The sequence below is a fragment of the Candidatus Nitrotoga arctica genome (assembly GCF_918378365.1).
Classification (GTDB): domain Bacteria; phylum Pseudomonadota; class Gammaproteobacteria; order Burkholderiales; family Gallionellaceae; genus Nitrotoga; species Nitrotoga arctica.
In genome coordinates, this window is sequence record NZ_OU912926.1 from 221,780 (window position 1) to 246,138 (window position 24,359).

General features: G+C 47.8%; 26 protein-coding genes. 13 read left to right on the top strand and 13 right to left on the bottom strand.

Annotation, left to right across the window (positions count from 1 at the left end; translation table 11 throughout):
• Positions 1–45 precede the first annotated feature (45 nt).
• The 3 genes from MKZ32_RS00985 to MKZ32_RS15330 form a co-directional block, all read right to left on the bottom strand.
• Positions 46–669, bottom strand: coding sequence for a 5-formyltetrahydrofolate cyclo-ligase (locus MKZ32_RS00985; RefSeq protein ID WP_239795556.1), 624 nt, complete (start codon positions 667–669; stop codon positions 46–48).
• Between the two features lie 339 nt (positions 670–1,008).
• Positions 1,009–2,517 carry a threonine ammonia-lyase, biosynthetic gene (gene ilvA, locus MKZ32_RS00990; RefSeq protein ID WP_239795557.1) on the bottom strand — a complete coding sequence of 503 codons (1,509 nt, stop codon included), beginning with the start codon at positions 2,515–2,517 and terminating at the stop codon, positions 1,009–1,011.
• 221 nt (positions 2,518–2,738) lie between these two features.
• Positions 2,739–2,870, bottom strand: a complete 132-nt coding sequence (locus tag MKZ32_RS15330) for a hypothetical protein (protein ID WP_275584235.1) — start codon at positions 2,868–2,870, stop codon at positions 2,739–2,741.
• Positions 2,871–2,963: 93 nt separating this feature from the next.
• Here MKZ32_RS15330 and MKZ32_RS00995 point away from each other — a divergent pair, with 93 nt between their 5' ends.
• The 5 genes from MKZ32_RS00995 (at position 2,964) to MKZ32_RS01015 (ending at position 7,556) form a co-directional block, all read left to right on the top strand.
• Positions 2,964–3,701, top strand: coding sequence for a hypothetical protein (locus MKZ32_RS00995; protein WP_239795558.1), 738 nt, complete (start codon positions 2,964–2,966; stop codon positions 3,699–3,701).
• A 437-nt stretch (positions 3,702–4,138) separates the two neighbouring features.
• Positions 4,139–5,377 carry an alpha/beta hydrolase gene (locus tag MKZ32_RS01000; RefSeq protein ID WP_239795559.1) on the top strand — a complete coding sequence of 413 codons (1,239 nt, stop codon included), beginning with the start codon at positions 4,139–4,141 and terminating at the stop codon, positions 5,375–5,377.
• Positions 5,378–5,465: 88 nt separating this feature from the next.
• Positions 5,466–6,422, top strand: coding sequence for a thiamine-phosphate kinase (thiL, locus tag MKZ32_RS01005; protein WP_239795560.1), 957 nt, complete (start codon positions 5,466–5,468; stop codon positions 6,420–6,422).
• On the top strand, positions 6,406–6,909 hold the full coding sequence (locus MKZ32_RS01010; RefSeq protein WP_239795561.1) for a phosphatidylglycerophosphatase A family protein: 504 nt from the start codon (positions 6,406–6,408) through the stop codon (positions 6,907–6,909). The genes thiL and MKZ32_RS01010 overlap by 17 nt, the downstream gene beginning before the upstream one ends.
• A complete protein-coding gene (locus MKZ32_RS01015; RefSeq protein WP_239795562.1) occupies positions 6,906–7,556 on the top strand; it encodes a thermonuclease family protein in 651 nt (216 codons plus the stop codon). Before MKZ32_RS01010 ends, MKZ32_RS01015 begins: the two co-directional genes overlap by 4 nt.
• Here MKZ32_RS01015 and MKZ32_RS01020 read toward each other — a convergent pair.
• The 4 genes from MKZ32_RS01020 to MKZ32_RS01035 all read right to left on the bottom strand — a co-directional run bounded on the left by MKZ32_RS01020 (position 7,546) and on the right by MKZ32_RS01035 (position 11,012).
• Positions 7,546–8,274, bottom strand: a complete 729-nt coding sequence (locus tag MKZ32_RS01020; protein WP_239795563.1) for a UDP-2,3-diacylglucosamine diphosphatase — start codon at positions 8,272–8,274, stop codon at positions 7,546–7,548. The genes MKZ32_RS01015 and MKZ32_RS01020 overlap by 11 nt on opposite strands.
• Positions 8,275–8,453: 179 nt before the next feature.
• Positions 8,454–8,948 (bottom strand): peptidylprolyl isomerase, encoded by a 495-nt coding sequence (locus tag MKZ32_RS01025; protein ID WP_239798066.1) that lies wholly within the window; start codon positions 8,946–8,948, stop codon positions 8,454–8,456.
• A 274-nt stretch (positions 8,949–9,222) separates the two neighbouring features.
• Positions 9,223–9,750, bottom strand: coding sequence for a peptidylprolyl isomerase (locus MKZ32_RS01030; RefSeq protein WP_239798067.1), 528 nt, complete (start codon positions 9,748–9,750; stop codon positions 9,223–9,225).
• A 254-nt stretch (positions 9,751–10,004) separates the two neighbouring features.
• Positions 10,005–11,012 carry a L,D-transpeptidase Cds6 family protein gene (locus MKZ32_RS01035; RefSeq protein WP_239795564.1) on the bottom strand — a complete coding sequence of 336 codons (1,008 nt, stop codon included), beginning with the start codon at positions 11,010–11,012 and terminating at the stop codon, positions 10,005–10,007.
• Between the two features lie 303 nt (positions 11,013–11,315).
• On the opposite strand from MKZ32_RS01035, the gene MKZ32_RS01040 reads away from it, so the two are divergent.
• The 5 genes from MKZ32_RS01040 to MKZ32_RS01060 all read left to right on the top strand — a co-directional run bounded on the left by MKZ32_RS01040 (position 11,316) and on the right by MKZ32_RS01060 (position 16,811).
• Positions 11,316–12,992 (top strand): glutamine--tRNA ligase/YqeY domain fusion protein, encoded by a 1,677-nt coding sequence (locus MKZ32_RS01040; RefSeq protein ID WP_239795565.1) that lies wholly within the window; start codon positions 11,316–11,318, stop codon positions 12,990–12,992.
• A 13-nt stretch (positions 12,993–13,005) separates the two neighbouring features.
• Positions 13,006–13,452 carry a universal stress protein gene (locus MKZ32_RS01045; protein ID WP_239795566.1) on the top strand — a complete coding sequence of 149 codons (447 nt, stop codon included), beginning with the start codon at positions 13,006–13,008 and terminating at the stop codon, positions 13,450–13,452.
• Between the two features lie 29 nt (positions 13,453–13,481).
• Positions 13,482–14,921 carry a cysteine--tRNA ligase gene (gene cysS, locus MKZ32_RS01050; protein ID WP_239795567.1) on the top strand — a complete coding sequence of 480 codons (1,440 nt, stop codon included), beginning with the start codon at positions 13,482–13,484 and terminating at the stop codon, positions 14,919–14,921.
• 527 nt (positions 14,922–15,448) lie between these two features.
• On the top strand, positions 15,449–15,730 hold the full coding sequence (locus MKZ32_RS01055; protein ID WP_239795568.1) for a hypothetical protein: 282 nt from the start codon (positions 15,449–15,451) through the stop codon (positions 15,728–15,730).
• A 628-nt stretch (positions 15,731–16,358) separates the two neighbouring features.
• A complete protein-coding gene (locus tag MKZ32_RS01060) occupies positions 16,359–16,811 on the top strand; it encodes a hypothetical protein (protein WP_239795569.1) in 453 nt (150 codons plus the stop codon).
• 302 nt (positions 16,812–17,113) lie between these two features.
• Here MKZ32_RS01060 and MKZ32_RS01065 read toward each other — a convergent pair whose 3' ends face one another.
• From MKZ32_RS01065 to MKZ32_RS01080, 4 genes are read right to left on the bottom strand one after another with little or no spacing between them, the layout of a single operon-like run.
• Complete coding sequence (locus MKZ32_RS01065; RefSeq protein WP_239795570.1) at positions 17,114–17,380, bottom strand: DUF167 domain-containing protein; 267 nt, start codon at positions 17,378–17,380, stop codon at positions 17,114–17,116.
• Positions 17,381–17,418: 38 nt separating this feature from the next.
• Positions 17,419–17,982, bottom strand: a complete 564-nt coding sequence (locus tag MKZ32_RS01070; protein ID WP_239795571.1) for a YggT family protein — start codon at positions 17,980–17,982, stop codon at positions 17,419–17,421.
• Entirely contained in the window at positions 17,976–18,791 is an 816-nt protein-coding gene (proC, locus tag MKZ32_RS01075) for a pyrroline-5-carboxylate reductase (RefSeq protein ID WP_239795572.1), read from the bottom strand. Before proC ends, MKZ32_RS01070 begins: the two co-directional genes overlap by 7 nt.
• A complete protein-coding gene (locus MKZ32_RS01080; RefSeq protein WP_239795573.1) occupies positions 18,788–19,486 on the bottom strand; it encodes a YggS family pyridoxal phosphate-dependent enzyme in 699 nt (232 codons plus the stop codon). Before MKZ32_RS01080 ends, proC begins: the two co-directional genes overlap by 4 nt.
• A 163-nt stretch (positions 19,487–19,649) precedes the next feature.
• Between MKZ32_RS01080 and MKZ32_RS01085 the strand changes: the two genes are divergently transcribed.
• Together MKZ32_RS01085 and MKZ32_RS01090 are read left to right on the top strand one after the other, a co-directional pair.
• Positions 19,650–20,693, top strand: a complete 1,044-nt coding sequence (locus MKZ32_RS01085) for a type IV pilus twitching motility protein PilT (RefSeq protein WP_239795574.1) — start codon at positions 19,650–19,652, stop codon at positions 20,691–20,693.
• Between the two features lie 25 nt (positions 20,694–20,718).
• Positions 20,719–21,855: a PilT/PilU family type 4a pilus ATPase gene (locus MKZ32_RS01090; protein ID WP_239795575.1), complete on the top strand. Its 1,137-nt coding sequence runs from the start codon at positions 20,719–20,721 to the stop codon at positions 21,853–21,855.
• Between the two features lie 186 nt (positions 21,856–22,041).
• Here the strand turns inward: MKZ32_RS01090 and phoU are convergent, their stop codons facing one another.
• Both phoU and rpiA read right to left on the bottom strand, forming a co-directional pair.
• Positions 22,042–22,749: a phosphate signaling complex protein PhoU gene (gene phoU / locus MKZ32_RS01095; protein WP_239795576.1), complete on the bottom strand. Its 708-nt coding sequence runs from the start codon at positions 22,747–22,749 to the stop codon at positions 22,042–22,044.
• A gap of 67 nt (positions 22,750–22,816) precedes the next feature.
• Positions 22,817–23,476, bottom strand: coding sequence for a ribose-5-phosphate isomerase RpiA (gene rpiA, locus MKZ32_RS01100; RefSeq protein WP_239795577.1), 660 nt, complete (start codon positions 23,474–23,476; stop codon positions 22,817–22,819).
• 246 nt (positions 23,477–23,722) lie between these two features.
• Between rpiA and MKZ32_RS01105 the strand changes: the two genes are divergently transcribed.
• Positions 23,723–24,280 carry a class I SAM-dependent methyltransferase gene (locus MKZ32_RS01105; RefSeq protein WP_239795578.1) on the top strand — a complete coding sequence of 186 codons (558 nt, stop codon included), beginning with the start codon at positions 23,723–23,725 and terminating at the stop codon, positions 24,278–24,280.
• The last annotated feature ends 79 nt before the right edge of the window (positions 24,281–24,359 follow it).

The following is a 24,359-nucleotide window of genomic DNA, read 5'->3' on the forward strand; positions in this document are numbered from 1 at the left end:
ATTACGCGCACTAAGCTGTTTATTTTGTGATGGCGCAAGCACGCGCTATCTGCCTATATGCATATCAGAAACGCACTGTATCGTCTCGTTCTCCGTTACCACCCATTCCACTTTATGGTCGGTGGCTTCCTGCGGTATACCTTCAACCAGCTGGATAGCAAATGCCCCGGCAATCAGCGCAGGGCGGCAGCTTTGGTTCGCAGCCTTAATTCGCGCCAGCAGTTTGTCATAAAATCCGCCGCCGTAACCTAGTCGCGCACCGTTGCGTCCAAATGCCACGCCCGGTAGCAAGATAAAATCCACTTCCTTTAAAGTATCCATTCTGGCACAGCGCTCAGCCAACGGTTCGCGTATACCCCACTGGCCGGGTGCCAAATCATGCTGCAAGTTGGTCACGCGATAAATATCCAATTCTTTCGTGGCGCGGTTCACCTTTGGCAACAGCAAGCACTTGTCATCGCACAATGCCTGCTGCACCCATTTTTCGGTGGAAAACTCTGCGCCGAAGCTCATATAAGCCAACACTGTATTGGCCGTGCGATAAGCATTCAGGTTGGCGATGCGCTCCGAGATGGCATGGCTCAAGCATGCCCTCTCAGCGGCGGTCAATTGTTCACGCTCTGCAATTATACGTTGTCTGATGGACTGCTTCATAACCTGTATTGTCATGGGTAAATCATCTTTGGTCATACATTCAAGTGGACGGTATCTTCTAAAATATCGACGGTAACTTCACAGCACTTGTTCAAAGTTTTCTCAGTGAACGCGGCAAACCGTCACATGTTGACTCGAATAATCCGTCAAGGAATTCAGGTGAGTTTTTGGAATGCCATCCAGAATGCGAAAATTATTCACCACCATATAAACTATAACCGCGGAACATGGCTCTGCCGTGAACGGCATCCACGATACCGAATCGTTCCAGCATGAACTCACTAAAGATAGCTGCTACGGATTTTATGGATAAGGACAAATTCAAATTTGCTCGCGCTTGTTACAATTTCACCGTCAGCTCAAGAATAGTTTGTATGCCGGGTTATCACTCTCATCCCAATAGCGATAACCGAGATTATCCAGGAAAATTCGCAGTGGTTTCTTATCATGATTTGGCACTTGCATGCCGATCAGCACGCGGCCGTAATCCGCACCATGATTGCGATAGTGGAACAAGCTGATATTCCAGCTATGGTTCATGCTATTGAGAAAAGTCATCAATGCACCAGGGCGTTCCGGAAATTCAAAGCGAAACAGGATTTCGTCCTGCAAACCAGGCGCGTGTCCTCCTACCAGATGACGTACATGCAGCTTGGCCATCTCATTGTCGGTGAAGTTCAGTGTGGGCAGTTTATGTTTCCCCAGCGTGGTAACAAGCTTGGTGGTTTCAGACTGATCTTTCACCTGCACTCCGACGAACACATGCGCCTCCTTGGAGTTCGCATAACGGTAGTTGAATTCAGTGATGTTACGGTGGCCCAGCAATGAACAAAATTTGCGAAAGCTGCCAGGAGTTTCCGGGATGCTCACAGCCAGAATAGCCTCGCGCTTTTCACCGAGCTCTGCCCGCTCCGCGATGAAACGCAAGCGATCGAAATTCATGTTGGCACCGCTAGCAATTGCCACCAGCGTTTTGCCCTTTAGTTTTTCGCGCTCCGCATACAACTTTGCACCAGCAATAGCCAGCGCTCCGGCAGGCTCAAGATTGGTGCGGGTATCTTCGAACACATCCTTGATTGCTGCACAAATGGCGTCGGTGTCCACCAGTATAATTTCGTCCACCAATTCGCGGCATAAACGGAAAGTTTCCTGTCCGACTTGTTTCACCGCCACGCCATCTGCGAACAAACCGACATGCTCGAGCTTGACGCGCCGACCGGCCTTAATCGAGCGGCTCATGGCATCGGATTCCACGGGTTGCACGCCAATAACTTTGATCTCTGGGCGCACTGCTTTGACGTAAGCGGCAACGCCTGAGATTAGGCCCCCGCCACCGATGGGCGCGAAGATAGCATGGATAGGCTGGCTATGCTGCCGCAGTATTTCCATACCGATCGTTCCCTGTCCGGCGATTACGTCGGAATCGTCATAAGGATGAACGAAGGTAAGCTTGAGTTTCTGCTCCAGCTCCAACGCATGCAGATAGGCATCAAAATAAGAATCGCCATGCAATATTATTTTTGCGCCGCGGCTGGCAACTGCCTCCACCTTAATCTGTGGCGTGGTCACTGGCATGACGATGATGGCCTTGCAGCCCAGCTTCTGCGCCGACAGCGCCACGCCCTGCGCGTGATTACCAGCCGAGGCAGCAATGACACCGCGCTTAAGCTGCGCCGGCGTCAACTTCGCCATCTTATTATAGGCACCGCGCAGCTTGAAAGAAAATACCGGCTGCATGTCTTCACGCTTTAACAAAACGTTGTTGTCGATGCGAGCGGACAAATTAGGCGCAACATCCAATGGGCTTTCAACAGCCACGTCATAAACGCGGGCGGTGAGAATGCGGTTCAAGTAACTTCGCATGGCTTATTCATGAATTAATTTATGAGCAGATTATGATGCAAGACTAGCAGGAATTGTGTGCAACCCGAAAGAGTTTCCGTAATTCCTCTACCAATTTTGGTCGTCATTCATGTAGTCCCTGTTTCCATCCTATCGCTCGCAAGATTATTGCGTGCATATCCAATTAGAACCCACAACGCCTTGAGCTGAATTGATGCCGAGCAAAGGGACTAATCGAAGGGTCATGCGATCTTCTCGCGTAAATCAAGAGTCACTGCTTGCGTAAAACGTCTTGTGTCATGCGCTGCATGGGCCGTCAATGCGACTTCCAGGAATCCGATATCGTTACTCGCAGTGTGCACGTATTTATTCATTTATACTCTTTCTGCGTGGTTGTCTAAGAGGCTACTATGCTAACGTAATTGGACTCTCAAACAATCTTACAAAAATGATAATAGTAGAACCGCATGATTCTAAAATTGCAAAATAGTTGCCGTTTACTCGTCCTCTTTACCGTAGCCTTATTTCTGGTCGCTTGCACCACCCCAATACCTGACAAAAACAGCAAGCACATTCCACAACAGAGTGATCGTAATTTGCTCAGTCAGCTTGGTAAATCAGATATTGATCGTTTGGCTGATGTGGAGATGCGTGAAAACACCCAAATCCTGAGTATGTTAATGACAAAATTATACAAGCGTAATCCGCGCGAACTCAGAAAAAACACCACAGCTACCGCAGAAGATGCGGTGAAATCAATATTCGAAAACCAGCATGGCTGGCGGTTCAAGGAAATCGGCGACGCGCAGGGCTCCTATGCTATTCAACAGGCGTTCCGGCCTGACTATGAAGGTGATCGGGTAATGTCGTTGATCGTAGGCCTACAAACGATGTTGATCAAAGCACATGGCGGAAAAACTGAGTTCTATTTTACCGATACCATTGAGCCACAAAATATCTTTAATGCCGCGCGTAACGTCGAAATCGTCGTGTGGCAGCTCTCCAATACACGTGATGACAAAGGACAACTTAAATTATTAACCAATGAATTGAATGACCACGAGCGTAATCTCAGCTTTGAACGTGAGTTCGGGAAAATTATCGGTAGCCTGGATTTGTTCGCAATTACGTTATCGGAAAAATTGCAGCGCGTCATTACACGCGTGGTGCAGACTTTATCTACAGCATTGTTCTTGCCATTTTGACCTTACCCATCGTTAACGCCCCACCGCCTATAGATTCGGCCCATCAATAGATTAACTTCATTTGCAATGACTGAGTATCTGGTGATTCAAAGCATGTGGTAAGACCTATATCGGTTGGTACATACGGAAATATCCACTGTATTGCATGATCATGGCGACAACTAGAGTTCGCACGGTGCTCTATATATGGCTACCGCTGTAGAGATACATTACAACCCACAACGTCATAGCTGTTTATGATGTGTGCTTGCCCGAGGTAAGTCCTAGTGCATGTGTGCTTCGAGGTACTCAAACCTCAACAGTCGTATCAACACGATTCCTTGACAAATGCTTGATGGTAAAGCCGGTATTTACCAAGCTGCAATTGGTAAATCAGAGATTAAATTTGTGACATGGTAATATTATATAGAGCCATAAGACCACAATAAGGTGCACTAATGAATCAATTTAATAGTATGTTTTTAGCGGGACTTTTACTGTTGTTACAAGCATGTGGGGCGACCCCGCCACTGGGGGCGAGGCATCAGCCCTCTGGTTTAAATACTCAGTTCAATAGTGATCAATTGGCGTTTTCGGATTACGTGGCAGATAGCCGCGCAATGATTACAAAAGTACGTGCGGGAAGTAATGTGACCGAGTTGGAAAAGGTAGTCAATGGCAATGTTCCTTTTGAATTAAAGCCAGCAGAAAGTTGCCCAAAAGGACGTGAAAAACCATATCGACGTGGTGTTCTGCTTACCCATGCCTTGACCGATGCGCCTTATTCCATGCACTCACTGGCCTCCTTTTTTCAGGAAAATTGTTTCCGGGTAATGGCGGTGCTGTTGCCCGGGCATGGCACACAGCCCGGAGACTTGCTTGATGTAACGTGGCAGGAGTGGGCGAAGGCGGAAGCCTATGGTACCGATAAGCTCGCCGCTGAGGCTGATGAAATCTATCTGGCTGGGTTTTCTACTGGCGGCACGCTAAGTGTTTACCAAGCATTGGGAGACAATCGGGTACGTGGATTGTTCCTTTTTTCTCCCGCGCTGAAAGTTACTCCAATGGCTTCCTTGGCCACTGTTCATAAAATTTATAGTTGGTTGATGCCATCAGCAAAGTGGGTCAGTATTATGCCGGACAAGGCTATTTACAGATACGAATCGTTCCCCAAAAATGCCGCTGCCCAGGTATATACGTTGATACAGAAAGTACAAGCTCAGTTGCATAAGCACGAGGTAAATATCCCCATATTTACCGCTGCAAGTCAGGACGATACTACCGTTTATACCTCTGCCACTTTAGATTTTATGGCCCACGCGCACCATGAATCCAATAAACTGGTACTTTATACTGCTGATACCAAGAAAATTCCGCCAAATATTCCAGCAGGAAATTTGGAGTTGGTAAACAGCATTTTTCCTGAGCAGAAAATATTAAGTTCTGCGCACACGTCGATGACATTGCCTTCAGAGGATGCCTACTATGGAATTAAGGGGGCGTATTCAAATTGCATACACTATTATCCAGATGATATTAAAAAATATGATGCTTGCAATCAAAATCCTGAACAAGATTTGCAGGGCGAATTAACTGAGGAAAACCTTAAAGCCGGTACACTGCGCCGTTTAATGTATAACCCGAATTTTTCAACGCTTAAAATTTCCATGAAAAAATTTATTGATGGTTTGCCCTGATCGTTGCATAGGGCGGACAGCATCTTATTTGTGTATTCGTTTAGGATTGCTGCAAAGGTTGGCAGCGGGTTTCCGGTAAAATTAGCTGATGGTTTCAGAATTCGAGTTGATCCGTCATTTCTTCACCCGTCTCACGCCCGGCGCGGTGTTGGGCGTGGGCGACGATGCCGCGCTTCTACATGTGAGGAGTGGTATGGAGCTGGCAGTGTCAACCGACATGCTCGTGAGCGGGACACATTTTTTTCCGGATGCTGATCCTTTTTTTCTTGGTCACAAGGCGCTGGCAGTAAACCTGTCCGACATGGCGGCGATGGCGGCGCAGCCGCGTTGGGCGACTTTGGCTTTGTCACTGCCCGAGGTAGATGAGACGTGGCTGGAAAAATTCAGCGCGGGGTTGTTTGCGTTGGCAGATGAACATCACGTAGAGCTGATTGGCGGCGATACCACTCGTGGGCCGCTTAATCTATGCATCACTATTATGGGTGAAGTGCCGCCCGGGGCGGCGTTGCGTCGTTCGGGTGCGCAGGTGGGTGACGATGTTTGGGTGTCCGGCGTATTAGGTGATGCTGCGCTGGCATTAGCGCATATGCAAGGGCATATACAATTGGCTGCGAAGAATTTTGCGGCCTGTGCTTTGGCGTTGCACCAACCCAAGCCGCGTGTGGCACTTGGGCTGGCACTCCGCGGCGTGGCGCACAGTGCAATAGATATTTCCGATGGACTGCTGGCAGATCTCGGTCACATACTGGATTGCTCTAACGTTGGTGCCGAAATTGCATTCGATGCTCTGCCAATTTCCTGCGCACTGCAACTTTTTCTTGAGCAGCCGTTGGGCAAGCGCTGTTTACTGGCCGGGGGCGATGATTATGAGCTTTGTTTTACGGCATCCGTTGCGCATCGTTCCGAAGTTGAAAAAATTGCCGCCGATCTCGGTTTGCTGCTGACACGCATTGGCATCATCACGGCGGAAAAGAAGTGCACAGTGCGCGCTGCGGATGGCAACATTATCAACATTGAGGAATCAGGCTATGACCACTTCCGCTGATTTTCGCGTGCAACCTTCATGGCGCTTTATCTTTAGTCACCCCGCACATTTCCTTTCCTTCGGTTTCGGCAGTGGGCTGTTTCCCGGATCACCGGGCACGGCGGGCACATTGGTTGCTTTCCCGATTTATTGGTACCTTGCAGAACGCCTAACTGATGCGCAGTTTATCCTGGTGTTAATCTTGGCCTTCGCTGTGGGTGTATGGGTGTGTGAGAAGACCGGAAAGACGCTGGGCGTACCCGACCACGGAGGAATGGTGTGGGATGAGATTGTAGCTTTTTTGCTGGTGCTGATTTTTACACCCGAAGGTTTTTTTTGGCAACTGCTGGCGTTTTTACTGTTCAGATTTTTCGACATAGTTAAGCCACCGCCCATTCGTCACTTTGACCGGACATGGCACGGAGGTCTCGGCGTCATGTTCGACGATATTCTTGCGGCGGGCTACACGCTATTGAGCTTGGCGCTGGTGAAAAGTGCGCTGTTGTGAAGAGCATCCTTGATATTGGATTGGTAACTGTTCTATTTCTACTCGGGACACTCAATGCAGCTTACGCTGAAGAATTTTCAGCCAAGGTTATCGTCGTAATAGATGGCGATACTGTGCTTATATTGCGTGGCAATAAGCAAATCAAGGTGCGGCTGGCCGGAATTGATGCGCCGGAAAAAATGCAGGCATTCGGTGAAAATTCCACGCAATCGCTGGCCGAGCTGGTACTACATAAACAAGTGCGCGTGGATAGCCAGGCAATGGATAGTTATGGCAGGATGGTGGCGCAGATCAAAGTGGACGAATTGAACGTTAACTACGAACAGGTGCAGCGCGGAATGGCGTGGGCGTATTCTCGTTTTAACAGGAGTAAAACATTACTCATATTGCAGAATGGTGCTATGGAAGCTAAGCGCGGGTTATGGGCGCAGGCCGATCCGATCCCACCGAAGGAATGGCGCAAGACGCATGCAACGTCTCAGCAACAATATGGCGTGCAGAATGATATCTGCGGCAGTAAGCGATATTGTTCACAAATGAGCTCTTGCAACGAAGCGAATTTTTATCTATCACATTGTAATGCCAGATCTTTAGACAAAAATCACAATGGAGTGCCGTGCGAAAATTTGTGCGGTGCTACAAAGTAATCGTTTCCCAACTGCACCCTACTACATCGCAGCGCAAGGCATTCCCTGTCTCGTGCCAATCTCCTAGTACCCAGCGCTCGCAATTATGGCCATCTACCGTATGCAGGTGACGCTTTAGCCGATGAGTGTGTCCATGGATCATGCGCGGATAATGATGCTGACGTAGCATGCTTGCGACTGCATCCAGATTGACGTCCATGATATTTTCATTCTTGTGTTTTTTTGCCTTTTCGCTCCGTGCACGCAGTTGCGCAATGGCGGCTTTGCGCTGCGCCAGCGGCTGATCAAGAAAGTTCTGCTGCCATATGGGTTCATGGACTTGTTTACGGAAATCTTGATAAGCAATATCGTCAGTGCACAGGAGGTCGCCATGGGTGAGCAACGTCGGCGTGCCATATAGGTCGAGCAGCGTAGGGTCATTTAGGAGCGTGGCGCCGCTCGCTTGTGCGAGTTTCTGGCCCATTAGCAGATCGCGATTGCCATGCATCATGCTGATGGCGGTGCCGCTAACGGAAAGTGCGTGCAAAGCATGGGTAATCTGGCGATTAAATGGGTCGTCGATGTCATCATCGCCGGCCCAGTATTCGAATAAATCACCGAGGATAAAGAGTGTGTCGGCTCCAAGCGCAATCTGTTGAATAAAGTGCAGAAATACCTGCATGCTGCGCGGTTGTTCCGCGCACAGGTGCAGGTCAGAAATAATTAAACTGTAGGCCACGGAATGAATGGAGCCCTGAAGGACTTAAAATAAATTTGCTATAAAAGCGTTGGGGCGGTTCATGTTTCGCCGTGTCATTGGTTATTCAATTGAAACGCGACGAAATTTTTGCCCGCCCAGCTATTTTTTGCTTCGAGACTTCAAGTTCGGCAGACTTGTTTAATCTACCGTTCTGTAAGTTATTGCACTACTTCCGCTTTGGTGAGGACTACATCCTCCAGCGGCACGTCTTGGTGCCCCGATTTATTGTCCGTCTTGACTTTGCGGATAGCATCCAACACTTCTATGCCTGACACCACTTTCCCGAATACGCAATAACCATAACCTTGGTTATTGGGTGCAGTGTAGTCGAGAAAGATGTTGTCCTTTAAGTTAATAAAAAACTGTGCTGTGGCAGAGTGCGGATCGGAGGTACGTGCCATGGCGATAGTATATTTATCGTTCGTCAAGCCATTCGCTGCCTCGTTTCGAATGGTTGCCTTGGTAGGTTTTTCTTTCATGCCGTGCTCGAAGCCGCCGCCTTGGATCATGAAGCCATCGATTACACGATGGAACAGCGTATTATCATAAAATCCGCTGTTCACGTAGTCGAGGAAATTTTTGACGGTGACAGGCGCTTTTTCAGCATCCAGTTCGATGGTGATATTGCCGTGGTTGGTGTGCAGTTTGACCATGCTAATTTTTCCTTTTTGTGCTGAGTGTTGTTGAGAAATGGGAGCGGCTTGTGCTGTGCACAATAGCAGGCAACTAAGCAGCAGAGTAGCGAATATTTGTTGAAGTTTCATTATTTGATTCCCTCGTAAATGATCTGAAAGCAGTTGCCGCACTTAACTCCTTATGGGTAACTCTTATGCGGTTTAAATGATTGTTACCTATGATTTTGCTCGCAGTTTAATAGTGTAGGCTTCTATTTTTTAAGACCGACCGGCTCACGGGCGGTATTTTTCATTATTGCACTTCTTCCGCCTTTTTGAGGACGACATCCTCTAATGGAACGTTTTCGAGTCCATAGCGATTGCCGGTCTGTACCTTGCTGATAGCATCCACAACTTCTGTACCCGCCACTACCTTGCCAAACACGCAATAGCCATAGCCTTGCTTATCGGCTACAGTGTAATTCAGGGAATCATTATCCTTTAAGTTAATGAAGAATTGAGACGTGGCGGAATGAGGGGCGGATGAGCGCGCCATGGCGATCGTATACTTGTCGTTCTTCAGGCCGTTTGCAGCCTCATTTTTTATGGGCGCATTGGGAGATTTTGGTGCCATTTTTGCAATGCTGCTCATCGAGACTGTTCCCAATGAGTAGTTATAGCCGCCGCCCTGGATTACGAATCCATCGATTACGCGATGAAATAAGGTTTTGTAGTAAAAACCACTGTTAACATATTCGAGGAAATTTTTAACAGTGGCAGGCGCTTTTTCAGCATCCAGTTCAAGAGTGATTATTCCATAATTGGTATGTAATTTAACCATGCTAGATTCTCCATTTATTGCTGAAGGTTGAGAAGAGTGCCAGCTGGTGCGGCGCACCATCGCACGTAACTGAGCAGCAGGGAGAGTGATATGTTTGAAGTTTCATTATGCTATTTCTTATATGCTTATATATAGCGGCATAGGATTTCAATTTCCGGTAAGTAGGAGGAGATGGATTGAATATGGATAGCGGTGCAAGAGTCAAGGTCTAGAGACTGGGAGGCACCGGTAGCTAGGCCGAGGAACATGTTAAATTATTTTACGGCACGTTCTTCTTGAATGAGCCATTTATTGTTTGATTTTACCAGAAGCATGATTTTGTCGAAGGATGTGTTGAGGTAGTCGGAGCGATAGGATTGATGAAAAGTAACGGTGGCGTGGTTTTCATCCGGGAAGCTGACCTTTTCATTGCTGACATTGATCTCGATATATTTAGGCGTGCTGATACGTGCATTGCTTTCGGTTTCCCACTGGTCATGGTTTTCGCCATTCGGAGTTTTGAAATCGGTAGCATAGAAATCTAAATATTTTCTGACATTTTGGGACGACCATACTTCGGCCCATTCATGCAATGTTTTTAGAACTTCAGCGCTACTGTTGACAACAAGCTTTTTAATAATTGCGGGCTTAGTGGACGGAGCAGGTTCGGGCACAGCTGTAACTGCTTTGGACGGTGCCGGTGTTGTCTCGGGAGCAGCGGCTTGCAGCTTGACTGCATTACCAATGGCGGGATTGGATTTACTCTTGGGGAACAGATCATTAATCAGAGCAAGCTTGGTTTGTGTGGTGGCATTGTTCCGGTCCAGTTGTAGCGCGCGCTCATAAGCCTGGCTTGCCATTTTAGCGTAGATATCGCCCAAATTTTCTTGTGCGGTGGCATAGTTCGGGTGGTTGCGGATCGCCGTTTCCAGTGCGACCTTGGCCTTATCGTATTGGCCTAACCCTGCGTATAGCACGGCGAGGTTGTTATATGGCTCCGGCAGTTCCGGGTAGTCTTCAGTTAGTGATAAAAATATGCTGATCGCGTCATTGGTTTTACGCTGTGTGGTGAGGATTAGACCTTTCAGGAAGCGTGCTTGTGCATCTTTGGGCTTGTTGGTGAGATAGATGTCAACCCGCTTCAGTGCCTGCGCATGCTGATTCTGCTTGAACAACTTATTGATATCCTGGATTTCATCCGCGCCTGCGGTGAGGCTGAAGCACAGTAACAGCGCGCCTCCGAATAGTGCTGCGTGGAGGCCAAACCGGTTGAAATTGTCCATTATGTGGTACTTTTCCGAAATGATTATGACTGATATGAAAGATTTTGTTCGCTTGGGCGTATAAATAATTACGCCACGTTTTTACCAAAATTTTCCTATCAGTCAATCTTGCGTGATCATCACGCGAAATTTATGAAGCATTCAGAATAAATGGGTTACCCAAGGAAACTGGATTCTATCAAATCTGCTCATTTTTTTCACAGCTTATCGTATCAGCTGACAAGGTCATTCGTGCTTCATCTGTTTGAGTAAGGAGATTTTCGGGTAAAATCATTGCTCTTGCCTGGAAAGAACCGTCGAATAATGAGCAGTCACACACAAGCACCCATTCCCCACTTCATCCGCAATATTATTGAGGCCGATCTGGCGAGTGGTAAACATACCGATATTGTCACACGCTTCCCACCGGAGCCAAATGGATATCTTCATATTGGCCATGCCAAGTCAATTTGCCTGAATTTTGGTTTGGCACTCGACTATCAAGGCCACTGCAATTTGCGCTTTGACGACACTAATCCAGAAAAGGAAAGTGAGGAATATGCACGTGCTATTCAGGAGGACGTTCAATGGCTGGGCTTTCAATGGCATGGTGAAGTGCGATGGGCGTCTGATTACTTTGAACAGCTTTACGGCTTTGCAGTCGAGTTGATTAAGCAGGGCAAGGCTTATGTGGATGATTTGAGTGCTGAGGAGATGCGCGAGTATCGCGGCACGCTCACTCATCCGGGCAAACCCAGTCCGTACCGCGAGCGCTCTGTAGCTGAAAACCTGGATCTGTTTCAGCGCATGCGCGCAGGTGAGTTTGTCGATGGCGCCAAGGTGCTGCGCGCTAAGATCGACATGGCTTCTGGCAATATCAACTTGCGCGACCCGGCGATTTACCGCATTCGTCGCGCGCATCACATTCGCACGGGTGATGTTTGGTGCATCTACCCGATGTATGACTACACTCACTGTATTTCCGATGCGCTGGAATGCATTACTCACTCGCTATGTACGCTGGAGTTTGAAGACCACCGTCCCTTATATGACTGGGTGCTGGATCAGTTGGCTGTACCGTCTCATCCCCGACAAATTGAGTTCTCGCGTCTAGAATTACGCTACACCATAACCAGCAAGCGCAAGCTGTTGCAACTTGTTACCGAGCAACATGTATCCGGCTGGGATGATCCTCGTATGCCGACCATTATCGGTATGCGCAGACGCGGATACACACCGCAGGGCATACGCGAATTTACGCGCAGGATTGGTATTTCCAAGAGCGAAAACGTGGTTGACATGGCTGTGCTGGAGGGCTGCATCCGCGAAGATTTAGAGGCGCGTGCGGCGCGCGTGATGGCGGTAGTTAAACCACTGAAAGTCACCATCAGCAATTTTGTGGCGGGCGAGAGCCAATCACGCGAAGCTGGCTTTCATCCTGAGCACCCAGAATTCGGTAGCCGCATGGTGCCGTTCAGCAAAGAGATTTGGATTGAGGTTGACGACTTTACCGAGAACCCGCCCGCTGGCTGGCAGCGTTTGACACCCGGTGGTGAAGTGCGCTTGCGCTACAGTTATGTGATGCGCTGTGATGAAGTTGTAAAGGATGTTGCGGGTAACGTAATCGAACTGCGCTGCTCTATTGATCAAGATACGCTGGGCAAAAACCCGGCAGGGCGCAAGGTGAAGGGCGTGATCCACTGGCTGTCCGCAGAACATGCACTACCTGCGGAAATTCGTTTGTATGATCGCTTGTTCACGGTGCCGGAACCCGACAGCGATAAGACGCGTGATTTTTGTGAATTCATCAACCCAGCGTCGCTGACTGTAGTGCAGGGTTGGGTCGAGCCTGCCGTGCGTGACGCGGCACCTGAAACACATTACCAGTTTGAGCGTCTTGGATATTTTTGCACCGATCGACATGAGCACCAATCTGGTGGAAAACTGACGTTCAATCGCACCGTGACCCTCAAAGATTCGTGGACAAAAGACCAGGGTTAAGCAGGAGGCATCAATGTATACGCGTATGGTAGTGGCGGTCGATGGGAGCGAAACTTCCGGTAAGGCGTTAGACGAAGCAATCAAGCTGGCTCGAGAAATGAGCTCTATAATTTTGCTGCTGCATGTGTGTGAAGAAATGCCCATCATGTGGGAGCCAGACGGTATGAATATGATCCTGATGCAAAATAGTTTGAAAGCGGTTTCAGATGCAGGTAAGGAATTGCTGGAAAAGCATAGAAGACAGCTTGCAGCGCAAGGCATAACGGTCGAAACGAAATTGGTTGAGACCTATGGCGGCCGCATCGGTAGCGTCATAGCAGAGGAGGCTCAGAAATGGAATGCCGATTTGCTGGTGGTGGGCACGCACGGTCGCAAGGGTATTGCACATTTACTGATGGGTAGTGTGGCAGAAGGTGTAACCCGTTCGGCATCCATGCCGGTGTTGCTGGTGCGAAGATAGTTGAAAAAAGTTTGCTCTAAAGGTTTTTGATGCTGAAAATTTACAATACTCTCACCCGCGACAAGCAGGATTTTATTCCCATCGAACCCGGCAAGGTTCGAATGTATGTATGCGGCATGACGGTGTATGACTATTGCCATCTCGGTCATGCGCGGGTAATGGTGGTGTTTGACATGGTATATCGCTGGCTTAAGGCGAGCGGGCTGGACGTAACCTATGTGCGTAATATCACCGACATTGACGATAAGATTATTAAGCGTGCGGTGGAGAATGATGAATCTATCCATACGCTCACGCAGCGTTTCATTGATGCGATGCATGATGATGAACATGCATTGGGCATCTTGCCACCGGATTTTGAACCACGAGCCACTCAATACATACCGCAAATGCTGGACATGATCGCCAAGCTGGAAGTTAATGGATTAGCCTATCAAGCAGCTGATGGAGATATGAACTATGCGGTGCGCAAATTTGCCAATTACGGCAAATTATCTGGCAAAACACTGGCGGATTTGCGTGCCGGCGAGCGTGTGGAGGTGAATGATGGCAAGCTTGATCCGCTCGATTTCGTACTGTGGAAACATGCCAAAGATAGCGAGCCTGACGAAGTGAAATTGGATTCCCCGTGGGGGAAAGGGCGACCTGGTTGGCATATTGAATGTTCGGCGATGAGCCTGGCAACGTTGGGTAAACATTTCGACATTCACGGTGGGGGGGCCGACTTACAGTTTCCGCATCACGAAAATGAGATTGCTCAAAGTGAGGGCGCACATCAGTGCAAGTATGTAAATGTCTGGATGCACAATGGCTTCGTGCGCGTAGACAATGAAAAGATGTCGAAAAGCCTCGGTAATTTCTTCACTATCCGCGAGGTGCTGAATAAATATGATGCCGAAGTGGTGCGCTTCTTTATCCTGCGCGCGCACTACCGCAGCCAGCTGAATTATTCGGATGCACATCTGGACGATGCCAAGCAGTCATTGAACCGCCTGTACACGGCATTAGGAAAAATTGCTGTGCCTATCGAAACGAATTCAATCGATTGGAACGAACCCTACTCACAACGTTTTAAAACGGCAATGGACGATGATTTCAACACGCCTGAAGCGATGGCAGTCCTCTTCGATCTGGCAAATGAGGTGAATCGCAGCCAATCGGTAGAAGCTGCGAAGAACCTTAAGATGTTAGGTGAAGTGCTTGGCTTATTGCAGTGGAATCCTGATGTTTATCTGCAAGGAAGGCATCGTCATAACACGGCCATCCAATTGACTACAGCTGTTAAATTGACTACAGCCACTTTTTCAATGACTGCAGCTCCTATAGATGTCGAGGCTCTAATTGCCGAACGAACTGTCGCCAAGCAATCCAAAAATTTCGCTGAATCTGACCGTATCCGTAAGGAGTTATTAGAGGCGGGAATTATATTGGAAGACTATGCGTCCGGTACCACTTGGCGACGAGCGTAGGCAGGAATTGGATCGAGAATAATGATTCATAGACGTGTCTTTCATAATTTCAAAAAAGCGCCCCCACAGTATTTCAATATTTTGTGAATAGTTATTCATGTCAAAAGTGCTGTCTCATTAGAACTGAATGTCTAAATTTGAGTGAAACAAAAAAGTAGCGTTTTTAAATATTGAGCATGAAATTTTGAATGCTGCGCTCGCGGCATACCGCTTTACACTCGCGGAAATCATACGATCGAGTTTTAGCAGTATCCACCGAAATGAAGATGTTCAACCAAAATATCTTTTAGACATAAAACCCTTTATAGATTAAATAACACTCCCATGGATCGATTTGGAACTTTAAATAAATCAATGGTATTCGTTTCAGACGAAAAATCTGTGTTTAAAAATTTCATTAGCCAAAAATTAAGGAATTTTCTTATTTACTTTTTATATTTTCCATCCTACTATTTGCATTGTAGGAATGCGGTGACTTTCGCCCCTGCTCAACTATCCTCATAAATTTTTTATTTAAGGAGCTAATCATGAATAAAGTTATTATTAATTTTGCTATTGTTTCCTGTTTTGCATTAGGAGCGACGTTAGCGCACGCTGATAACGGCAAAGCGGGAAAGAGCGTTAATTATTATCAAGCATATGATCCGCATGGTGTTGCGCAAACTGGCCCTGGAGGCGCTCAGGGGGTTATGCATCCTAAACATCCTATTCAAATGCAGTCCGATGAGGGAGTCGCTTCTCCTAATGCGCCTACACCCCCAATTAAAGAGATGAATGATCCAGGGCATAGAAAAGTAGACGGCGCATAAGCTGAAAAAGTTGATGCCGAAAGTTTGTACATCAGGTCGTGCCCTCCCATAACATATAGGGAGGGCTCAATAAAACTGATAGCTCGAAGTACAATGCCCTAATAAACTATCCAGACTGTAAGAAATCGTCTCCCTGCTACTCTAGATCTTGCGTCCAGTGTTCGGATCCAGCCCACCGTTTAGCTCTGCTAAACAAAACAGCAAAAAAACTATCGTTGGTCCGAAATTATTCGACCACTACAGTTGAATTTAGTCTATGAAATAAATAGAAGTACAGTATTTTCATCATATCCCATTAGAAGTGTTTCGCATCTTCCGCAAGATTCCAGATTGTTTCGTTCACTGTTACAGGTTGATTTGAAGTGGACGTGCGTCCCCGGTTTTAATTTGCCACTTAAATTCACTTACGAAAGTTACCCTTCAGCGTTGAGTCTGCCCGTGGATGCTGGATTGAATTAGCATAACTTTAAATTTTTGCGAAAATTTAAAGATTACGAATTGCAATTGACCATGTAGAAACGCATATAGGTACTGTTGAATGATATTATTCGGTGCATGATTGCAGTATTCGCAATGCACAAAACCATGATTAAAAAATTCGCAATATAAAAATTAATAGGTATCAAAAATGATTCAACCTACACCACAACACGAACAGGAGAACAAAACCATGACATTTGTGAATGAATACGTCCCAGAGGAGGACATTAAGAAATACGGATTAGAGGAAATTAACCAGTGTTATGGCAAAGCAAATGTGCGGCCTGATTGGACTATTGATCGTGAAAATGACATCTATCTTCGATGGATCATGTCAGGCGAAGACGAATTCCGGAATCAGCACGACTTCACCTTTTACTGGAAAGGAACATTGATATTTGTCCGGCTTCGGATTAGCAATGGAAAAGTACTGGGTTCCAGAGGTTGGGCAAACTGGAGGCTGGTTATAATGAATCTGCCAGAAGAGTTACAGGAAAAAAAACCGGAGATCATTACTGACTTGAAAGCAGCTCTGACGGTTTATAAAGATTTCGGGGTTTATTCGACCTTGGTGGAACACACTGCTTCTTTTGAATTCTAAGGCAGCGCTAATTAATTCGCGTTTCAGAATTTCACACAGTTAAGAATCAATTTGTTACGCGCGCAATTCCGAGAAATTTTGAATTAATCAGCTTCTCCCTAAAAACTACAGTCGATGGCTATGTAATTGCGATTTGACATGACGGCATTCCAAAGCACATAAAAAATATGGCAGTATGTAGTAAGTGCTTTTTATTTGATCCGAAGAAAAACTTGCTTGGCCTGGCTTCACTCAGGGTATAAAGCAACACGGTATTGGCTCCATAAAAATAAATACTTATATCGAAACCGCGCGCCACTTTTTTATTTCGTTTTGGACAAATTTTTAGAAGTAAGTAGACTCTCCGGTTCTAATGTGCTGCTATTTACCAGCACTACTTTATGGCGTGACAGTGCCCCTTGCTTTAGCTCGACGTTGCGTAGTGGAACATTAAAGCTATCAGCAATGAAGCGCAGCAGCGCTTCATTGGCACGTCCCTCAATGGGTGGAGCGGCTAGGCGAATCTTCAGTGCATCGCCATGCAAACCAATCACCTTACTGCTTTTGGCACCTGGTTGAACATATAGCATCAACGTAATGACATTTTCTTTGTGGTGATACCACACGTTTAAAACAGGCTCAAGACTAAGTTTTCCAACCAACGCAGCGGCACAATGAGGATGAGTTGGCACACGATAAGTAATACAAGTAAGGTGAGATCTATATTACCGAAGGGTGGGATACGCCGTTGCAGGGGTAGAAGGAAAGGCTGCGTCACCGCGGCCATCAAACCAGCCATCGGTGAATGGGGGTTAAACCACGATAATAGTGCCTGAATAAACAGTGCCGCCATGAGCAAGTATAGACTGAGCTTGAGCAGCTTGACCGCTGTCCACATAAGCAGTCCGAGCACGGGGAAGTCAATAGGCAAACCTTGTAACCAGAGCGTGGCGGCGAGATAAATCGCTTCCACCACGAAAGCCAGCAGCAAGGTGGCGATATCGAAACCACGGGCAGAAGGAATAAACCGGCGCGCTCGCAGTACCAAAAAATTGGTAATCGTCATAATGAATGCACCCAGTGGATTACGCATCGGTGCGCGTAACCATTGCAAGTGGAAGCGCAGTAGCAATATGACAGCGAACGGCTGCAACAATGTGTCAAACAAAAATTGTAGTGCTTCACTCAGCATGGCGCACTCCCCAGTTCGTCTCCCATTTCCTTGGCACGCCTGGCCGCAGCTTGCACCGCTGTAATAATATGTTGCTTAACCGAATTGGCGTCCATGCTTAGTAGGGCGCGCTCGGTCGTGCCATTTTTGGAAGTAACGCGCGCGCGCAGCACGCTCACATCATCGCTACTGGCATCGGCAAGTTTAACTGCACCGCTGAATGTGTTAATTGCCAAATGGCGCGCCGTTTCAGCATCGAAGCCAAGTTCGCTGGCCGCCTGTTGTAGCGCCTCGATAAAATAAAACACATAGGCGGGGCCACTGCCTGACACCGCAGTAACCCCATCCATCATTTCTTCGTCTTTTAGCCATATCGTGCTACCCACCGCAGCGAGTATGGTTTGCGCTGTGTCGCACTGCACCTGGCTTACCGCCGGTAGCGCATACAAGCCAGTAATTCCACTCTGAATTAAAGCAGGCGTATTGGGCATGGCGCGCACAATGTTTTGCGAACCCAGCCAATGCGCCAGATCAGCGGCGCGAATACCGGCCGCTATCGAGATCAGTAATTGCCCAGTCAACAATGGAGCCAGACTGATTGCGACCTCGTGCAACTGCTGCGGCTTGACCGCTAATACAATTACATCACTGCCCGCCACCCCCGCTTCCAGTTCGGTTACCGCTTGCACCCCAAATTCATTGTGTAACTTGGCATGGTGGCTCACATTGATTTCCACTACGCTTACCTGCGCAGCAACAAAATTCTGTTTAAGCAAGCCGCCAATGAGTGCGGTCGCCATGTTGCCGCCCCCGATAAAACAAACTTTCATTGATTTCCTCCGTAATTTCTTTCGCCAAAGATTGCCGTGCCGATGCGCACGATGGTCGCCCCTTCCAATATTGCGGCACTGAAATCATGCGACATTCCCATCGATAGAGTATCCAGTGCCAACCCTTGCGTATTGATCTGCTGCATAAGTTCGTGCAGTTTTAAAAATGGTATGCGTTGGGCTTCCATCCCTTCAGCGGGCGCAGGAATGGCCATCAACCCACGCAATTCAAGTTGTGGCAAACTCGCCACAGCCTGTGCCAGCTCCACCAATCCGCCAGGCGCTATACCGCTTTTGCTGTCTTCTCCGCTCACATTAACCTGTATACATACATTGAGTGGCGGCAAACTGGCTGGCCGCTGTGCTGACAGGCGTTCAGCGATCTTCAGCCTGTCAATGCTGTGTACCCATGCGAAATGCGTTGCAATGGCCCGCGTTTTATTACTCTGTACCGGCCCGATGAAATGCCACTGTAGCGGCAAGTCACGTAGCAGCTCAATTTTATCCAAGGCTTCCTGGATGTAACTTTCACCGAAAGCGCGTTGACCGGCCTGGCACGCTTCGCGCACTGCAACAGCAGAAAATCCCTTGCTCACCGCCAGCAGCTCAATACTTTCCTTGCGTCGTTGAGCCATGTAAGCTGCCTGTGTAATAGCATGATTGACAACTTGCAAGTTGGAAGTGATCGCGGTCATAATTAACTGGTCGTTGAATCGAATGCTTCATTAATTTTTGATGAGTGCACAGTATTTTGTTTGATAGGCATCAATGTGAAGGTGCGGTAGAGGCGCTATTAGTCGCGCCCCCTGACTTATTTTCATGCGATAGTTCAGTTCTGCGAATTAACTAGGATTATATATGGACATTACCGAACTGCTTGCTTTTGGTGTCAAAAACAAGGCTTCCGATTTGCACCTATCTGCTGGGTTGCCGCCGATGATTCGTGTGCATGGTGACATACGCAAAATCAACCTGCCAGCGATGCTACATACGGAAGTGCACGCCATGGTATATGACATCATGAACGATGGGCAGCGCAAAATTTATGAAGAAAATAAAGAAATCGATTTCTCTTTTGAGATCCCGGGACTCGCACGTTTTCGCGTAAATGCCTTTGTCCATCAGCGCGGTGCAGGTGCGGTGATGCGTACCATTCCATCTAAAATATTGACCTTGGCAGACCTCAAGGCCCCCAAAATTTTGGAGTCTATTGCCGATTATCCGCGTGGCATGGTGTTAGTGACTGGCCCGACTGGATCGGGTAAGTCTACCACGTTGGCCGCGATGGTTAATCATCGCAATGAACATGAAATGGGGCACATCCTGACCGTGGAGGATCCGATTGAATTTGTCCACGAAAGTAAAAAGTGTTTGGTCAACCAGCGCGAAGTCGGCGCGCATACTTTGTCATTTCAAAACGCTTTACGTAGCGCATTGCGCGAAGACCCGGACATTATCCTGGTAGGTGAAATGCGCGACTTAGAAACGATACGCCTGGCCATGTCTGCGGCTGAAACCGGTCATTTGGTATTTGGAACACTCCATACCAGTTCTGCGGCCAAGACCATCGACCGCATCATTGACGTTTTCCCCGCGGACGAAAAGGAAATGGTGCGCGCCATGCTGTCAGAATCACTGCGAGCAGTCATTTCCCAAACCTTGCTTAAAACCAAAGACGGTACCGGACGTGTGGCAGCCCATGAAATTATGATTTGCACTCCAGCTATCCGTAATCTGATTCGTGAAGCCAAGGTGCCACAGATGTATTCCTCTATCCAGACCGGGGGTGCTCTTGGAATGCAGACGCTAGACCAATGCCTGCAAGATCTGGTCAAGCGCAACGTTGTATCATCTGCAGAAGCGCGCACCAAGGCAGCTAACAAAGATACGTTTGTCGGTTAATCAGTGGGGTTATCAGGGGTTCATCATGGAAAGAGATCAGGCTACCGAGCTAATGCATAATCTGTTGCGAGGGATGATTACCCAGAAGGCATCTGACCTGTTTATTACAACCGGATTCCCACCCGCATTCAAGGTGGACGGCAAGATGACCCCCGTTTCACAACAGGTGCTGACACCGCAACACACTATGGAATTAGCGAATAGCATCATGAACGACCGCCAGGCCGCTGAATTCGAAGCGTCACACGAATGCAACTTTGCGATCAGTCCGGCTGGCATTGGTCGCTTCCGCGTTAATGTGTTTATGCAACAGCAGCGTATAGGCATGGTGTTACGCACCATCACTACGAAGATTCCCGATCTTACTCAAATGGGGATGCCAGAAGTACTAAAGGATGTGGCAATGACCAAACGTGGACTGGTCGTTCTGGTCGGTGGTACTGGCAGTGGCAAATCCACAACATTGGCAGCCATGCTTGGCTACCGTAACCAGAATACGTATGGTCACATCATTACCATCGAAGATCCGGTTGAGTTTGTGCATGAGCACATCAACTGTCTCATCACTCACCGCGAAGTTGGAGTGGACACGGATTCTTGGCAAGTCGCATTGAAAAACACGTTGCGCCAAGCGCCGGATGTCATTTTCATCGGTGAGATACGCGACCGTGAAACCATGGAATATGCTGTGACATTTGCTGAGACCGGCCATCTGTGTATGGCCACATTACACGCCAACAGTGCGAATCAGGCACTGGATCGCATTATCAATTTCTTCCCGGAAGAGCGTCGCGAGCAATTGTTAATGGATTTATCTCTCAATATCAAGGCACTTATTTCACAGCGCCTAATCCCGCGTGTGGATGGGATAGGTCGTTCAGTGGCCATGGAAATCATGCTCAACTCACCGCTCATCTCTGATTTGATTTTTAAGGGCGAGGTGCTTGCAATCAAGGGAGTGATGTCTAAATCGCGTGAGCTTGGGATGCAGACCTTCGATCAAGCGCTGTTCGATCTGCATGAAGCCAACCTGATCAGTTATGCAGAAGCGTTAAAGAATGCTGACTCGGTCAATGATCTGCGCCTGCGTATTAAGCTGGAAAGTCAAAGTTCCAAGGATATCGACATAATGGCGGGGCTGGATCACTTGCAGATGACTTGATTAGCTCGTGACTTGATTAGCCTGGATACGCAGATATTCCAGCTCATTAAGATTGGCAAAGGTTCAATCCACGTGAACGTCTTTGCCGGTGACAACTATAAAATCGAAGTTAATCACTGCGAGTATGGGCTTCTCGAACGAGAGACTGTTTCCCGCTATGATGGTGCGTAAGCACTTTCCGGCAAGTTACTCTAAAACTTCGCGCTCAATTTCTTCCACGGTGACATGGCGCACGTCCTTACCCTTGACCATATAAACCACATATTCGGACATGTTCTTGGCATGATCACCAATGCGCTCAATGGCTTTGGCGACGAACAGAATTTCCAGTGCAGTGGAGATGGTGCGCGGGTCTTCCATCATGAAGGTGATGAGGTAACGCATGATGGTGCGGAATTCTTCATCCACCAACTCATCCTGGCGCACCACCTGAGCAGCATAGGCAAGATCAAGACGAGCAAAGGCATCCAGCGATTTGCGTAGCATGTCCAAAGCCAGTTCTGCGGCATGCTTGATCTCCGTATAACGTGGCAGGATGAGACTGTTCCTCTGCGCCAGCAGTTTGCCCATGCGTGCAATTTTTTCCGCCTCGTCGCCGATACGTTCGAGATCAGTAATCGTCTTGATCACCGTCATCACCATACGCAAGTCACCCGCGGCAGGCTGGCGGCGAGCAATAATCTGGTTACAGCTCTCGTCGATTTCTACTTCCATCGCGTTAACACGATGATCATCATTGATAATGCGATTCATCAGCGGCACATCGCCACTAACCAGCGCCTCAATAGCGAGCCGAATTTGACTCTCCACCAGTCCACCCATTTGTAATACTCGCGCACGCACTGCTTCCAGCTCGGCGTCAAATTGCTTAGAGGTATGTTCAGTGGAGACCACGATTCAGATCCTTTTATGGCTAAGGTTGGGCGATACTACTCGCGTGCTGTGACAATTTTGTTGCATATTAAGCAGTAAAGGTCTGTACTCCGCTTGTAGTTCCCAGCAGTAGCACGTCCGCCCCACGACGCGCAAACAGGCCATTGGTGACCACCCCCGTAATATTATTTATTGTCGTTTCCAGCTCTATCGGATTCAATATTTTTAGGCCAGATACATCAAGAATGAGATTGCCGTTGTCAGTCACAAAACCCTCACGCAATTTGGGCTGACCACCCAGCAACACCATCTGGCGTGCCACATAACTGCTGGCCATGGGGATCACCTCCAGCGGCAATGGGAAGCTTCCAAGAACATCCACTAGCTTGCTGGAATCGCATAAACAAATAAATTTTTTGCTTGCAGCGGCTACTATTTTTTCGCGCGTCAATGCGCCGCCACCGCCCTTAATCATATGCAAATGACGCGTAATCTCGTCTGCTCCATCCACATAAATAGATAAGCTACCTATATCATTCAGCGAAACTACCTGGATGCCATGCTCTTTTAAGCGCTGCGCTGAAGCCTCGGAGCTGGCCACTGCAGCGCATATTTTTTTCTTGATCTTTCCCAGTTCGTCTATAAAGAAATTGGCCGTCGAGCCGGTGCCCACTCCCACGATGCAATTCGCCGGGACATATGCTATTGCGGCTTGTGCCACCGCGAGCTTTAACTCATCTTGCGTCATGATTATGCTGCCTCAATTTAACAAATATTGTTTCTTGCCCCGGATTATTGCAGGAATTAACACTTTTAGAAACACTTGGCATCGTGCATATTATGATATCTTTAGAAAATTATCGTGCGGCCTTGCCAAGCAGGTTGTCACCAGAAAAATTGTAACCTTACCCTCATACAACGATGTATTGTCCGAAGCAAAGTTAACTTTAACCATGCAGTTGAAGTGCTTCACGGAGCTAACGCCATTTTAGAAATGACAAAACATAACGGAAACACTGTTCCATTACAACCCGAGGGAATTCCATCGCCATGGATTTGTCACTATGCTAAATTGATTCGTAGCGGCGGTCAGGTGCTCGATTTAGCTTGTGGCAGTGGACGCCATGCGCGTTGGCTTGCGGCTAATAACTGGCGAGTAAATGCTGTGGATCTCGATGCGGCTGCTCTTGCCGGGCTGCAACAGCTATCTAATGTATCAACCAAAATCGCAGACTTGGAGAATAATATTTGGCCCTATGCTGACTATCACTTCGATGGCATAGTTGTCAGCCGTTATCTGCATCGGCCACTATTACCACGACTGATCGAGTCGCTAAATGCTGGTGGAGTGCTGATTTACGAAACTTTCATGGACGGCAATGAGCGTTTTGGGCGACCTAAAAACCCCGATTTTTTGCTGCGTTCTAACGAGCTATTGGAGTTTTTTTCCCCGCATCTGACAGTCATTGCCTATCAACAAGGCGAGTTTCAAGAGCCAGGTCCCACCGTCATGCAGCGCATTTGCGCAGTGTCTGAAAGGCGCAACCATTAATTCGAGAACTAACATTAGATATAGATAGGGCTTGTATATCTCAAGCTACATTCATTTATATTTGGTCACCCTAAATCAA